This window comes from Roseibium sp. HPY-6 (assembly GCF_040530035.1).
Taxonomy (GTDB): domain Bacteria; phylum Pseudomonadota; class Alphaproteobacteria; order Rhizobiales; family Stappiaceae; genus Roseibium.
This window is the reverse complement of the sequence record NZ_JBEWCD010000002.1, coordinates 111,163-125,524: the sequence shown is the minus strand read 5'-3', so window position 1 is coordinate 125,524 and position 14,362 is coordinate 111,163. Positions and strand designations below refer to the sequence as shown.

Sequence of the window (14,362 nt, the reverse complement as noted above, 5' to 3'; positions counted from 1 at the left end):
GTTCACTCCAGGCACCTTTGGGTGACGCTTTTACTTGAAAATCGGCCGAGAAAATTCCCCGGAACAACAAGCGCCTCCATGTCGTATGCAGATCCGCTGAGCAAAGCGAAAGTCCGTTCGCATCCAGCAATGTGGAGGCGAATGGGGATTTAAAGGTATTTGCGCGATGATCAGATGCGGTGCAGGCAAAAATGCGACACCTGGCGCGCAGGCGATGCCGACCTGGCCGCGCCGCAGAGATATCATCGCCGATGAAGGTTAGTGCCGGCAATCAGCTCAGCGATGGCGAAATCGGTCTTGGTATCGATGTCGACGGATCGGATCCGGGGCATCGGGTACGGGACGGCATCGACGAAGAAGCTTGTCACGCTGGCATCCTGAAAGTCGGATCCACGGCGGATATAAACAGCACCGTTTGGGTGATGAGCCTCGCGCTGGTCCTGACTGCGTGTGTCACCGCTCAAAAGCGGGCTGTCGGGGACTGTTGGCGTCCAGTCACCGTCTTCGCCGTCGCCCAGATAAAGTCCGAAAGCCACGGGGAAATCAAAAGCACAGGTCGAAAAGACACCAAGCCCCGTGCGGCGATGCAAAGCCAGCGCGGCCTCGACGTCTTGGGCATCGCGGAAGGGTGCGGTCGGCAGACAGACAAGCACTGTGTCTTCGGGCGCAAACAGATTGTGCGCCTCAGCTGCAAGGTAGTCGAACAGCTTGACCTTGTCGCCGGCTTGTTCCGCAGTTCTGAGATGCAGTTTCAACTTTGGATCGGAATAGTCTTGAGCCACACGGTCCAGATACTCTTGTGAATCCGAAGAGAAAATCACTGTGTCGATGCTTGGCGTGGCAAAAACCGAGTCCAGCGTCCAGTACACGAGAGGGCGTCCCGCAAGGGGCAAAAAGTTCTTATTCTGCACCCTCTTGGAACCGGAGCGCGCCGGGACGTAGACAACAACACTCATCCCTGCAAATCCGTGACGATGGAATTCCAGGCATTGTTGATTGATGCATACTCCTCGACAACTTGGCCATGCTCTGCATCGGATATGGTCTTCAGTGGCATCCGGTCCCGGCGGTGGGGGAAGAGGCCCGCTGCCTGCAGCAGCGCCTTGTTGACCCTGTGCCAGCCAAGACTTGCTATCGCGCCGGCGAAAAAGGGTGTTTCCACCTCGTCCACGATCCGTTGCGCCAGCGCATCATCGCCGGTCTCGAAGGCCTTCCAGAAAATTTGTCCGATTCTTGCGTCGATCATCGACACGCCGTTCAGATAGGCTTGCACCCCGTCTTCGCGATATTGAAAGAGCTTTGCCTTCGCGCCGGACACCACAACACGGATATCAGGTTCAAGCGCCAACGCGGCGCGCGTAATTTCCGGCGTTTTGGCGTCTTCTTTCAATGCTGCAATCGAGGATACAGAGCGCAGTTTCGACAGCAAGGACGTCGGCCAGTGCATCTGCTTCCCGTCCATGCCGGACAGGAACGCCATCTCATGCACAAGAACCGGGAAATCCGAATCGCGGCCAACCTCGTCAAAATGCTCGAGTATCTGTTCGTCGCAGTAATACTTCTCCTGAACCAGCAGAGAGATCATGTCCGCGCCGTTTTCCTTCGCATGACGCGCAAACTCCGTGGAGACTTTGGTGGTGCAATGGATCGGGTCGCCCACGATTACGAAACAGGCCGGATCCAATCGTCTGGCTTCCCGGCATACGAAGGCGTTCAGCTCAAGAATTTCATCGTTCGACAGTTGGGCGTAGCGTGAATTATACGCCATCGCGTAGAAAATACGCGCGCCCCCGTCGAAGAGATGGCGCATGTAACGCGCCAGCGTTTCGTAGTCGATCTGATCGTCGTCGGTAAAGGGTGTGAAGATGGAGTACACACACCCACGAAGACGGGAATTGATCTCCTCGGTCATCATTTTAAGTCTCACTCATTTTTTTCAGTTCGTCGCGCAGTGAGGAAACAGTTCGTTCCACCTCGGCAACGGTCATCCGGTTGGAAAGGGGCAGGCACAGGCCTCGATCGGAAAAAAGCTCGGCAGTTGGAAGGCGCCCAGGCACCTCTGATCCAAAGGCGGGTTGGACATGCAGTGAAGGAAACACTGCCCTGGTGTCAACGCCAACAGCTTTCAACGCTGTGATAAGGCGATCACGCGTTGACGCATCGACCAGGATCAGGAACAGCCAAGGCACCGATTCCGAACCTGCATGGCCTTGCGGCAATTCTACGCCCGGAACGTCGCGCAGTGCGTTTTCATAGACGCTGGCTAGGGCGCGGCGATGCGCCAGAAAAGTGTCGACCTGTTCCATTTGTGCGACACCGATCGCGGCCTGGATATTGGTCATGCGAAAATTGAAGCCTGGCTCCAGATGCCAATATCGCCGGTCACGCTGCATACCGTGATCCCGGAGCAGGCGCATCCGGTCCGCAAGTTCCGGATCAGGGCATACAACCATACCGCCTTCGCCGGTCGTGATGATCTTGTTCGCAAAGAAGCTGAAGGCCGCTGCGTCACCGAAAGAACCGACGGGACGCCCATTCCAGTGTGCGCCCAAGGCTTCCGCGCAGTCTTCGATGACTAGTATGCCGCGTTCTTTTGCAATCGATCCGATCCGGTCCATATCGCACGCATGTCCGAACAGATGCACCGGGACAACTGCTTTTGTGCGCTCGGTGACCGCATCGGCGAAAGCTTCCGGACAAAGGCAGCCGACGGCGTCTACGTCGACAAAAACCGGGCGGGCGTTCACCTGAATCGCTGCGTTTGCCGTCGCACCAAACGTCACGGCCGGCACGATCACTTCATCACCCGGGCCGATCCCAAGTGCCGCCATCGCCAATTGCAATGCTGTTGTCCCGCTGGAAGTCGTCAATGCATGTTCGACGGCAACAAAGTCCGCAAACATTTTCTCGAACTGCACAACATATGAGCCTTGGGACGAAATCCAGGAGGTGTTCACGCAGTCCGCGACATACTTGAGCTCGTTGCCGGCCAAATTCGGCTCTGCAACGGGCAGCCACCAAAGATCTTTCCAGGAAAGCAGGTCAACTGGACGACCGTCCTTCAGCACCGGAAGATGCCGAATGACGTCGTTAAGTTTGGAGAGCATCTGCTGTCGGGATTCGCCCGCAGTTGCGAAAGTGAACTTTCTGTTGGCATGTGGACCGATCGGGTCATCGAGATCTGCGCCCGCGAGCACCGCACGACGCAAATCACCATCCGTCAGCGTTCCGATCATGCAGCCGTCTTCATCAAGAACGAGGATGATGCCACCGACACCGGAGTTCATGAGCTCAGCACCGCGTCTCAGCGTGTCGGCTTCGGAGATAAATTTCCGCGCGATCTCGCTCATGCTTTCCTCTTCGCTTCACGAACCAGCGCTAGTTGCGAAGACGCCTGAGCCGGGTTCAGCCGATAAACTTCAATCACCATATCGAGCTCATGGACGTCCGCAAGGTAGGGCCAGAACCAGCTTGCCGGCCCAATCGGACCGTTATAGTCGCTGATGCCGTCGTTGTCGGACAAGTGCAGCGCTCCCAGCCAATCCTCTTTTAGCTCAAAGAAACCGGCCGGATCGAAGGCCAATGCCTTTCCGGAAACTTTCGCGTGAGCGACATCCAGGAGCAAGCCCGCCTCAACCCGGCCAAGCTGGGCAAAAAAAGCCTCTGTTTCCTCCGGATCCGCCAACAGCAAAGGATGGCGTTTAGTCGTGCCCGGCGGCGAGCCGGTCAGGGTCTCAGGCGCAACGACATTGTTCTCAATCAAGACTTTTGTGCCAAGCTCTTTCGCCCTGTCGGCCAATCGATCGACCGCGATCAGCATGTGATCCATCGCCTGTGCACGATCATATTGCCCTTCGGCGAAAAGCGACGCCTGCAAGTCCGGCCGTCCCAGAGCCTCAGGGGGCAGATCCAGAGCAAATCCGGCATGAACCGCATAGAAAGGCGCGCTCAACCGCGCGCAAAGTTCTAAGTTGCGCTCAGCGAAATCAAGCGAACGTGCCCGTGACTCGGTGTCTGGAGAGGCAAGATTGAGCGTGAAGGGAACACGGGGCGCGGGCGCATAATTATGCACCATGAGCTGCATTCCATCGTTCTGGGCCGCGTCAAGATCAGCCACCAGACTATCAGAGTCCGGAAAGCCGGAGGCCAACTCAATCGCACGTGCCCCTGCCTCGCCGGCAGCACGGAGTAGTGTCGGCAGATCACTGGCGGCGAAAGCGCCGGAAGACAACCAAACCGTCACGGCGTCCCCTTGCGGATCATCACGTCATGGCCGGTTCGCTCGCATTGGCCGCTCAAGCGAAATCCAGCCGCATCGTAGATTGACCTTGCACGCGCATTGCCCGGCGCCACCTTCAGCATGACTTCGGATGCGCCAATGCGGTGTGCCGTTTCAAGCGCGCGGTCAAGTCCGAAGCGCGCAAGTCCTCGACCTGCCTGACCTGAGGAGACATAAACACCGAAACTCGGGCGTTCATAACCTGCATCCATGCCGCGCAGCATGGCAAAGCCCGCCAGTTCGTCGCCAAGGCTGAGAGCAATATAGACGTCCCGCTTCGCATCACGAACGCTCGCCAGAAAATCCTCGTCACCGGAAAAAGGGAAAAAATCGCGCAGATAACCTGGTGGTTCCTGGCGCATCAGGTCACAGAGAGCCGGAATGTCATGCTCTGTCAATGTACGGCTCGCAGGGGTGCCGCTCACGGCTGCCCCCCTTGATCCATTGGTTCCTGGAGATCCTCGAACCTCAAAAATGCGCCTGCACTCATCGGGTTCTTCACGACGCGGCCGATCACGTTTTTCGCCTGTGCCGCCGGCACACCGCCAAGCGGGCGCTTCGGCTCAAGATCCGATTCTTGAATAACGTCGCCAGGAACCAAGTCGCGCGAAAGAGTGAGCGACCGCCGCATCCCAGTGATGTTTTCCAATTCGCGTGCACTCGGTTCCTTGTACGCGGATCCCAACGCTATCTCGACTTCGCGAATCTGACGCATCATCTGAGCAAAAGATTCCGGCGACTCAGAGGTCGAATGATCAGGACCATCTGCATCCTGATCGAGGGTCAGATGTTTTTCGATTACCGTCGCGCCAAGCGCGGTTGCCGCGATACAGGGCACTTCGGATTGTGTGTGATCGGAGTAGCCTATCTGGCAGTCGAACATGTCACCCATCTGCACCATGGCACGCAGGTTGCAAGTTTCAATTGCGCTCGGATAATCCGTATGGCACTGCAGCAGAACAAGCTGATCGTTTCCAGTGGCACGGACCGCGTCTACTGCGTCGCGGACCTCCTCCAGCGTGGCCATTCCCGTTGACAGGACGATCGGCCGGCCAACCTCTGCCATTTGCTGCAGAAACAACGGCTCGGCGCAGTGCATGGACGCCGCCTTGAAAAAGGGCGCGCCCACTTCTGCGAGGAAATCAATGTCCGCCTTGTTGTATGGCGTGGATGCGAACAGAATGCCGATATCGGCGCACATGCCAATCAGGTCGCCATATGCGGTTTCCGGCAACTCCAGCTTCTGCAGCATCTCGATCTGGCTTTCGTCCGGATTCGTCGTCTGCAGCTGATAATTGGCCTTCGGCGCGCTTTGCGATGCGACACGCTCGGCGCGGAACGTCTGAAACTTGACACAATCAGCACCGGCATTCTTGGCCGCGAGTGCGAGCTCTTTCGCGCACTCCACGTCACCGTTGTGGTTCACCCCTGCTTCCGCGATCACAAAGCATGGGGATCCCGGACCAACTTCACGATTACCTATCAGCAGTTTCTGCTTCACGCCTGGCCTCAAATACTGCGCGACGAACTCGATAAAGTCCGTCGCGTTAAACGTGTTCACTCTTTAACCAGCCTTAACTGAAATGACCAGCCAATTTGCCGGAAAAGGAACGCTATTCTGCGCACAGTCGGCGTTGAACTTGAACGCTCATCTGTCGGCGCGACACCGCGTCCGCCGCGGGTGGGGAAGACGATACTGAACTGACCGGCAGGGCGGTTTTCAAGCCTTCCCTGGAGAAAATAGCATCACCTCCACCAGATCCGGTGCCGTGGGCGGTCACAGGCCAAGAATCGTTCAGGGCCCGATCGATAATCCGCGCGACGAAAGAAGCCGAGGCCTGCCCGGCTCGCGCGTCAGGCGGCCTTTTCTTTCTTGTTCTGGAACTGCAATTCGCAGAGCCTGCGGTAGATGCCATCGTGATCGAACAGTTCATCATGCGTGCCGCTTTCCACGACCTGGCCGTCGTCCATGACATGGATCATGTCGGCGTGCCTCACGGTGCTCAAACGGTGGGCGATCACCAGCGTCGTTTTGCCCTTGGTCAGACGCTCGACGGCACTTTGGATTTTGGCCTCAGATTCCGAATCCAGCGCAGATGTCGCTTCGTCGAGAAGCAGGATCGGGGCGTCGCGGAGCATGGCGCGCGCGATGGCAATCCGCTGACGCTGCCCGCCTGAAAGCTTGTTCCCGACCTGCCCGGTGCTCGAGTCGTATCCCTTGGGCATACGCATGATAAAGTCATGGGCATTGGCGGCCTTTGCCGCGTCTTCGATTTCTTCCTGCGTTGCTCCCGGCTTGCCGATAGCGATGTTGTCGCGGACACTGAGTTCAAAGAGAAACGGGTCTTGTCCCACATAGGCAATCGATTGCCGCACTGAGTCAAGATTGCGTGACGGCAACGTCTGGTCATCTATCAGGACGTCGCCACTGTCGGGATCGTAAAACCGTTCGATCAACGCAAACACAGTCGATTTGCCAGCACCCGATGCGCCTACAAGTGCCGTCATCTTGCCTGGCTGCGCAGCAAAGCTGGCACCCTTCAGCGCCGGCGCCCCCTCGTAGGAAAAGACGACGTCCCGAAATTCGATCTTGCCGCCGGTGAGACTCAGATCAGGGGCGTTCTCAATCTCTTTCATGCCCGGCACGCGGTCGACCAGCTCGTACATCATGCGAAGACCGACCATGTTCTTGCCAAGGTTCACGTTCAAACGCGCCAGACGCTTGGCCGGGTCATATGCCAGAAGCAGGGCCGTGATGAACGAAAACAGTGCACCCGGATCCTGGCCGAGTTCAATGACGGAGAACCCCCCATAGAACATGACGCCTGCGATCGCGAAACCGCCCAGCGTGTCCATCAACGGAGCGGTTCTGGCGGACAGGGAGGCAATCTTGTTCGACTGCCCCTGAACTTCGAGAATGCCGACTTCCATCCGTTGCATCATGAAAGATTCCAGGCTGAACGCCTTCACGGTGCGTATCCCGAGGACCGTGTCCTTTTGAGCGGCTCCGATTTTGACGCTCGAGACAACCTTTCGTTTCACGTATTGCTTCGTTCGTTTCACAAGAAAAGTCACGCCAAGGACCGCCGGCGGCATAATAAGCAGGGCAAAAATGCTCAGGAACGGGTTCTGAAGCAACATGACGAAAACCAGCCCGATAAGCGTCAGCAAATCGCGGCCAAGTGAAACAATGATCAGGTCAAGTGTCGTTTTCGCAGCCCCGACGCCCTGTCCGATCCTGACCCCGATTTCCGAGATTGTGTTTTGGTCAAAGAAGGTTTGATCCTGACGGACCATGTGAGCGAACATGCGCCTTCTCAGATCCGAAACGATTTCGTTGCCGACCCTGGAAAGAACAACAAGCTGGCCGTAGGTCGAAGCGCCTTTCAGGACGAAAATAATCAGCACAACGGTCGCGATGACATACACCATCGCCGCGTCCTTGTTGACGAAGACCTCATTGACGACGTCACGCATGATCCAGGCACTTGCCGCCGTCGTCGCCGCGATAATCCCCATGAAAACGAATGCCAGCGCGTATTTTGGCAGATATTTCCTGAAATTCTCACTTAACAGTCGCTTGACCAGCTGAACTGTCCCATCAGGGTCTTTAAATGTTTTCGAAGCGAATGGATTTCGCACGAAGCGGTTCCTTTCTGAGGCCATCGGCCAACGGCAAGCTCGTTGAGGCCTGCATTGCAGACTACTCCTCCATCGGCAGACAAATACTCAATTTTGCTGCGTTTCTGCAAGTGGCCTCTATTGCGCCACGGCAAAGAGCAGCTGCGCATACCTTTCATGCAATGACAAAGGTGTCGAAAGCATAGATCAAACAATAGCAAACGGCGCGTGTTTCCAATTGTGCCTTGCAAATGGAATGTCATTTGCCGACCGTACTGGCTGTCTGCCGGCTCCAGCGTGCCAAAATCAACAAGGGGCAAACTTCCCACTACACCTATGGTACTGAGTCACATATACCGACCTGCAGTGAAACGCGCAGCGCGGCTATGCCGCGACCGAGGCCGATTTGGAAAAGAAGAGCTATTTCAGCTACGACCGTCACGAAAGCGAGTGGCAAAAGGTCCTAGACGACCCTGCGAGAAACGCAGTGGGCGAGACCTGGCAGGCCAACGACACGCTGGACGCCTGGCGCCACGATCGCATGCGTGAGCCGATTAAACCCATCATTGCAACCGATCCCGGCGCGAGTTGGTTGACGGTTGGAGATGGACGATACGGATCAGATGCACGCTATCTGGCTTCCTGTGGCGCGACAAACGTGCATGCCAGCGATATTTCGGACAAGTTATTGAAAATCGCGGCAGAAAAGAAACTGATCGAGGCTTACTCAGAGCAAAATGCAGAATTACTGACGTTCGACGACGACAGTTTCGACTACGTCTACTGCAAGGAATCCTTTCATCATTTCCCGCGCCCCTACATCGCTCTGGATCAGATGTTCCGTGTTGCGCGAAAGGGCGTCATTCTGACCGAGCCTAGGGACCTTAGCATCGATCAACCCGCCTATGAGAAGCGCAAGTGGAAGATTTCTCACTTGTTCAGAAAGAAGAAGAAACCTGTCTACAAATCAAAAAATCATACATTTGAACCCGTTGGGAACTATGTCTACAGCCTGTCCGAGCGCGAGGTCGAAAAGTTCGCACTCGGCATACATAGAAACTTGGTGGCGTTCGTCGGATGCAATGATGTTTACAGGGAAGGAATCGAGTTCGTTAAGCTGAACAGCACGGACGAGAAAGACCTAGCTGCCATTGCCGAGGTCAAAAGCGCAATAGAAGCCATGGATGAAGCGTGCGAGGCCGGAAAGAAGCGCACGAAATTGCTCACGGCAATGATATTCAAGGACGCTCCCTCTCCCGGTTTGATCGACGCCATGAAGCGCGCAGGCTGGGACATCCGTGAACTTCCACGGAACCCCTATCTCTAGGGCAAGAAATCCCTGCAGACCTGAAATCTCAGCTCAATTACCGAACAACCGTCCGAGTACTTTTTTCTTTATTTTTTCTATCTTGCCCGGGCCCCGCTTTTTAAGTCTGTAAAACTCTTGCAAGGCTTCAAATGCACTTGGGTCTTCGGCGAGACTATCAGGATACTCGATATTCAGTTCCTGGTTCAGTTTTCTCGCCTTGTTACGAATTTCATCGACGCTGCAATGCTCACCGCTTCCGTCAAAACCGATATTTCGCACGTAGGAAACGTTTGGGTTCAGACACAGCCCGTCCTGTTTGAATATCGTCGCATACCAGAAAATGGCCCAGGTATTCATTCTGCCATCGGCATTGGCCAGAACCTGGAACCAGAATTTTTCACCGATTTCGAGATCAAAACGATTGATCATGTCCGGCGTGAATTCACGCAGGAGCTTTTCAGGGTTCTTTTCGAAATGCTGCCACCTGTCGCGCCAGGTCGCCCATCCCCAGCAATTCATCAGTCGTGAAAAATGGGTTTTTGTGAAGGCCTTACTTCGCATTGGTTCATTGTAGCCGCAGACATGCCAGACCTTTTTCTCGTCTTGGAAGTGCGAGAGACTGCCATTCATGTAGTTCAGAAAGGCCGGGCTGGTGACAATGTCGTCTTCAAGAACGACGATCCTGTCGTGCTCTTCAAGGACCTTGGTTATTCCTTGGACGATACTCGCCGCCAATCCGATATTGGCGTCCTGCCGGACAATTGTGACTGACTTGAAGCCCGCGACCGCATCGGCGATTGCGCAAACTTCCTGGACCGGCGCAACGTCTTTTTCGGTTCGGGGACCGTCCACGAACACGAACAGATCCGTATTGCCCGCTAGATGGTTCTTCGCGATTGCATCAAGTGTCTTGCGTGTATGATCCGGCCGGTTGAAGGCAAAAAGCGCAACGGGAGCCAGCTCGTTATTCTTCATTTGATGGCCCTCCTGCGCGTCTGTCACTGCACGCTAAACCCGACACTCATGAAAGATCTCGCGTAAAACAATCTTCAAACTGCACTTCTCATCTGTTCATTTATGTTCTGGATGTAGGTGCTGTTTCTCTTCGTAAACGAGTCCAGCCATTCTCGTTTCTGGTCACTATCCGCCGATCGCCCTGAAGACAGGTACTCTGCCAGTTGCGTGGCAGCTTTTTCAGGATGAGCGTCCAAATGCAAAATGACGCCTTCCGGTATTTCATCCGAGAAGCTCGTGGCATTCGCAGCAACCGCTGTCGTTGAAGCGAAGCGAATGTTCTTGACAAGAGCCCCTTCGATCGACGCCGACCAGAAGGACGGCGAAAGAACGACTTTGCAGGAAGAGACTGCGTCTCTGAGCCCGCTCGTCCAACTCATCTGAACAAAGGAACAGTTTTCAGGTGCATCCTCAACATCCGCAGGGCACTTGAACGGAAACAGGAATGAAAGCTGCGGCGCATGGCGCGCGACCGAAAGCGCCCAGCGGCTACCTTTTGCAAGAACGTCATTCCCGTGAAAGACAATATCCCACCGGGTATCGCCCGACTTCGACTCGTCCGAGCCCTTTGTGCCTGCAATCAGAGACTCTTCAATGTCCGCCGTCCAAAGACCCACGACAGGCACAGGCATTCCAAATTGCTGTTCGGCGAGCTTTGCCTGCCGTTCGTTTTGCGCCAGAAAATGAACCTTCCCGGCGCGCGCGAGTGAATGCAGCTTGCGGACAAACACGGTGGCGCTTGATGTCTGCCGGGGAAATGGCGAACACCCGTACATCTTGGCCGCGTGCTGGTCGGGGTCGCCCAGACATCGCAGACATGCCGCGTGTTCCATTGGCTGGTGATTGTAGCTGCGCACGCAGAAGAAGCTCGACTCCAACAAGTAGATCCAGCAGTTCCCGCGCAGGAATTTGATGATCCTCAACGTCGCGGAAAAGCCGAGGTCCTGCGGGTGCAGCAGGAGCACCGGCGTCTTCGACCTTCTCAGAAACCAAAGGCGCACAAAAAACAGAAGCCAGCGCGGTGCGCCTTTCAGCCACAAGAACAGTTCGCGAAACACCGACCGGTCGTCCCGCTTGTCCAGCCTGGGACCGGGCTCGATGTAGGGCAGTCCTTGCGCCACCAAGTAAGCCACCAGCTGACCGGTGCCGGATTTTCCCGCCGGAATCCCGCTCACGACTGCAAAATCACCTGAGATTTTCGGCGCGGCACCGCTCAACGGATATCCCTCCAGACTTTCCAGGGGGCATCACCGCTTTGCCACAGGTTTTCCAGATACTGCTTTTCGCGCAAGGTATCCATCGGCTGCCAGAATCCCTCGTGAACGAAGGCCGACATCTGGCCGTCATGCGAAATGCCCTTCATCGGAGCCTGTTCCCATGGAGTGTCTTCGATATCTGGGGCCTGAAGATAGGCTTCGATCTTCGGTGAGAGGACAAAAAAACCACCGTTGATCCAGCCGCTTTCCCCTCTGGGTTTCTCCACGAAGCCGCTCACTTTCGTGTCTTCTATTTCAACCGCGCCGAAACGGCCTGGCAGCCTCACTGCAGTAACTGTTGCCAGCCTGCCTTCCTTGCGGTGAAAGGCGATGCTCTCGGTGATGTCGATATCGGACAGACCGTCGCCATAGGTCATGCAGAAATCGTCATCCCCCACATAAGGCAATATCTTCTTGATCCGGCCGGCCGTCTGTGTGTTCAGCCCCGTTTCGATAAGGGTAATTTTCCAGGGTTCGGACCTGTTTTCGAGCAGCTCCACGCCGCCGTTTTTCAGGTCTATCGTGACGTTCGATACGTGCATCAAGTAGTTGGCAAAAAACTCCTTGATCATATAGCCCTTGTAGCCGAGGCATATGATGAACTCGTTGATCCCGTGCGCGGAATACATCTTCATGATGTGCCAGAGGATCGGTTTGCCACCGATTTCGACCATTGGCTTCGGCCGGGAAACCGTTTCTTCGGCCAGCCTCGTTCCAAGGCCCCCCGCCAGAATTACCGCTTTCATCTTATCGGTTCCATTTGTTCCATTGAGCTTAGAGCGGTCTCATATTCATTGATCTGGGCCAGCGTCAATGCTGTCAGATCTTCGCCGTCGTGGAAGCTTCTGTACCAGTCGACCGTTCTTTGCAGTGCAGTCCAGGTGTCCCACACGGGACGCCATCCCAATCCGAACAGCGCTTTCGAATTATCCAGTGCAAGGATCCTGGCTTCTTTCTTCTCCGCGTCAGCGTGCCCCGTAGTGCCCCAATCGGCGCTCCCGCCCCAACACGCTTTCAGGACATCCGCTATTTTCCTGACTTCCCAGATGCCTTCGACATTCGGACCGAAATTCCAGCCATCGCCAAATCGTTTCGGGTCTTCGGCGAGCCGTTCAGCAAGGAGCATATACCCGCTCAGCGGCTCCAGTACGTGTTGCCAAGGCCTGATCGCATGCGGGTTCCTTATGATTGCAGTCTCGTTCTTCATGAAAGAACCGACGATATCGGGAACAAGTCTGTCGATTGCCCAGTCGCCACCACCAATCACGTTGCCGGCCCGGGCGGTTGCCAATCCCGTCGGGATTTGCGCAAAGAAGGAATGCCGGTAGGACGCGGTTAGAATTTCCGCCGCCCCCTTGCTCGCTGAATAGGGGTCCTTTCCGCCCAGTGCTTCGTTCTCACGATAGCCCCAGACCCATTCCTTGTTGTCGTAACACTTGTCGCTGGTTATGACGACAATCGCCTCAAGCCCCGTTCCCGTCCGGAGCGCGTCAAGCAGATATGCGGTCCCCATGACATTTGTTTCGAACGTTTCGAGCGGGCTGTCATAGGACAATCGCACGAGAGGCTGTGCGGCGAGATGGAAGACGATTTGAGGGCTGCAACGGTCAATCGCGTCCCGTACTTGCGCCGAATTCCGCAAATCCATCCTGAAGTCGTTTTCCAGACCCGTGCCCGCGTCCGTGCAGACATAAAGATGCCGTTCGCTTTCCGGGTCGAGTGCAAGGCCGCTTACATTAGCGCCGAGGCTTTTCAGCCAGTGGAGCAGCCAGCTGCCCTTGAACCCCGTATGACCGGTGACCAGAACGCGCTTGCCCTGCCAAAATTCTTTTCTGAGCATGATATCTTTCTGACGCTTGATGCCCCGGGTTAACCGGCTGTGTCATCCCATTCCCGCAGCAATTCTTCAACACCTTCCGCGATTTTTATCTTCGGCTCCCAGCCACTGAATTTTGGTCCGACAAACGGCACCATGAGCTGATTGCTGCGATAAGGACGCGCGCCCCAATTGACATTCATAGCCCGGCCAGAAACCGTTTCGACAACGCGCGCCAACTCTCTCACGGTTATCACCTCATCGCCGCAAACATACTGATTTGGGTTCGGCGAGCCGGTACTGCTGCTCAGGTTCTCGAGCGCCAAAAGAACTGCAGAAACCGCGTCCCGAACGTGGAGCGGCACCATTTTCTGCAAGCCCGGGGTTGCATCCATCTCGTTGCCGGTCTTGGCAGCCGCAATCAGCTCCGGAAGAAGCTTCGGCCTGGTGTCGCCAGGGCCATACAAGTCGTACAAAACAAGAGTTATCGCATTCAAATCATGCCAGTCAGCATAATAGCTCAGCATCTCGGAAAACGCTTGCTTGGTGGCCGCGTAGAGCGAATTCGGCTTCACATCACCGTTTTCGCCAAACTGCGAAAAGGTGCCCATGTTTATAAAACCTGTGATGCCTGCCAGCCGCGAAGCCTCTAGGATCTTGCCGCCAAAAAGCAAATTGGCGTTCAGAATGTCCATGGCGTTCCCGGCAGATTCATCAGCCGGATAGATCGTCGCCACATGGATAACGCGCGATATCTCCTCGCGTTTGAAATCATCGGCAAGCTTCTGGACGTCACCGTCATCGCGAAGGATTTGACAGTTCGTATATGCCTCAGGCGGTCGTCCTGCCCTCACCAGGGCGAAGGCGGGAATGTCTCGCTTTTGGAGTTCACGCAATATGTTCCTTCCCAAGAACCCGCTCGCCCCTGTTACCAGAACAGCACTCATTCATTTTCCCTTTCAGCGGTAAAATAGCGGAGAGACGTCTCCTTCGAAGTACGGACAGTCAATAAAACGAGACGTACTGCCATCTAAAGATCCACGCTTAAACCGTTCTGAACTATCCCA

The 14,362-nt window shown here is 55.6% G+C and carries 13 protein-coding genes; 1 reads left to right on the top strand and 12 read right to left on the bottom strand.

Annotated features, from left to right (window positions below; translation table 11 throughout):
- Positions 1 to 242: 242 nt before the first annotated feature.
- From ABVF61_RS12055 to ABVF61_RS12025, 7 genes are all read right to left on the bottom strand, one after another.
- Positions 243 to 956, bottom strand: coding sequence for an acylneuraminate cytidylyltransferase family protein (locus ABVF61_RS12055; protein WP_353993803.1), 714 nt, complete (start codon positions 954 to 956; stop codon positions 243 to 245).
- The gene (locus ABVF61_RS12050; RefSeq protein ID WP_353993802.1) at positions 953 to 1,915 is read right to left on the bottom strand and encodes a dihydrodipicolinate synthase family protein; all 963 of its coding nucleotides are present in this window, start codon (positions 1,913 to 1,915) and stop codon (positions 953 to 955) included. Before ABVF61_RS12050 ends, ABVF61_RS12055 begins: the two co-directional genes overlap by 4 nt.
- A 1-nt stretch (position 1,916) precedes the next feature.
- Positions 1,917 to 3,350 (bottom strand): aminotransferase class V-fold PLP-dependent enzyme, encoded by a 1,434-nt coding sequence (locus ABVF61_RS12045; RefSeq protein WP_353993801.1) that lies wholly within the window; start codon positions 3,348 to 3,350, stop codon positions 1,917 to 1,919.
- Positions 3,347 to 4,243, bottom strand: a complete 897-nt coding sequence (locus ABVF61_RS12040; RefSeq protein WP_353993800.1) for a sugar phosphate isomerase/epimerase family protein — start codon at positions 4,241 to 4,243, stop codon at positions 3,347 to 3,349. The genes ABVF61_RS12045 and ABVF61_RS12040 overlap by 4 nt, the downstream gene beginning before the upstream one ends.
- Positions 4,240 to 4,704: a GNAT family N-acetyltransferase gene (locus ABVF61_RS12035; RefSeq protein ID WP_353993799.1), complete on the bottom strand. Its 465-nt coding sequence runs from the start codon at positions 4,702 to 4,704 to the stop codon at positions 4,240 to 4,242. The genes ABVF61_RS12040 and ABVF61_RS12035 overlap by 4 nt, the downstream gene beginning before the upstream one ends.
- Positions 4,701 to 5,840: an N-acetylneuraminate synthase family protein gene (locus tag ABVF61_RS12030; RefSeq protein WP_353993798.1), complete on the bottom strand. Its 1,140-nt coding sequence runs from the start codon at positions 5,838 to 5,840 to the stop codon at positions 4,701 to 4,703. The genes ABVF61_RS12035 and ABVF61_RS12030 overlap by 4 nt, the downstream gene beginning before the upstream one ends.
- A gap of 293 nt (positions 5,841 to 6,133) precedes the next feature.
- Positions 6,134 to 7,921 carry an ABC transporter ATP-binding protein gene (locus ABVF61_RS12025; protein ID WP_353993797.1) on the bottom strand — a complete coding sequence of 596 codons (1,788 nt, stop codon included), beginning with the start codon at positions 7,919 to 7,921 and terminating at the stop codon, positions 6,134 to 6,136.
- A 466-nt stretch (positions 7,922 to 8,387) separates the two neighbouring features.
- On the opposite strand from ABVF61_RS12025, the gene ABVF61_RS12020 reads away from it, so the two are divergent.
- Positions 8,388 to 9,227 carry a class I SAM-dependent methyltransferase gene (locus ABVF61_RS12020; RefSeq protein WP_353993796.1) on the top strand — a complete coding sequence of 280 codons (840 nt, stop codon included), beginning with the start codon at positions 8,388 to 8,390 and terminating at the stop codon, positions 9,225 to 9,227.
- 33 nt (positions 9,228 to 9,260) lie between these two features.
- On the opposite strand, the gene ABVF61_RS12015 is transcribed toward ABVF61_RS12020, so the two are convergent.
- From ABVF61_RS12015 to ABVF61_RS11995, 5 genes are all read right to left on the bottom strand, one after another.
- Positions 9,261 to 10,184, bottom strand: coding sequence for a glycosyltransferase (locus ABVF61_RS12015; RefSeq protein ID WP_353993795.1), 924 nt, complete (start codon positions 10,182 to 10,184; stop codon positions 9,261 to 9,263).
- A gap of 74 nt (positions 10,185 to 10,258) precedes the next feature.
- Complete coding sequence (locus ABVF61_RS12010) at positions 10,259 to 11,440, bottom strand: hypothetical protein (protein WP_353993794.1); 1,182 nt, start codon at positions 11,438 to 11,440, stop codon at positions 10,259 to 10,261.
- Positions 11,437 to 12,225 carry a glucose-1-phosphate cytidylyltransferase gene (rfbF, locus tag ABVF61_RS12005; protein WP_353993793.1) on the bottom strand — a complete coding sequence of 263 codons (789 nt, stop codon included), beginning with the start codon at positions 12,223 to 12,225 and terminating at the stop codon, positions 11,437 to 11,439. The genes ABVF61_RS12010 and rfbF overlap by 4 nt, the downstream gene beginning before the upstream one ends.
- Positions 12,222 to 13,319: a CDP-glucose 4,6-dehydratase gene (gene rfbG, locus ABVF61_RS12000; protein WP_353993792.1), complete on the bottom strand. Its 1,098-nt coding sequence runs from the start codon at positions 13,317 to 13,319 to the stop codon at positions 12,222 to 12,224. The genes rfbF and rfbG overlap by 4 nt, the downstream gene beginning before the upstream one ends.
- A 29-nt stretch (positions 13,320 to 13,348) precedes the next feature.
- On the bottom strand, positions 13,349 to 14,242 hold the full coding sequence (locus tag ABVF61_RS11995; RefSeq protein WP_353993791.1) for an NAD-dependent epimerase/dehydratase family protein: 894 nt from the start codon (positions 14,240 to 14,242) through the stop codon (positions 13,349 to 13,351).
- Between the last annotated feature and the right edge of the window lie 120 nt (positions 14,243 to 14,362).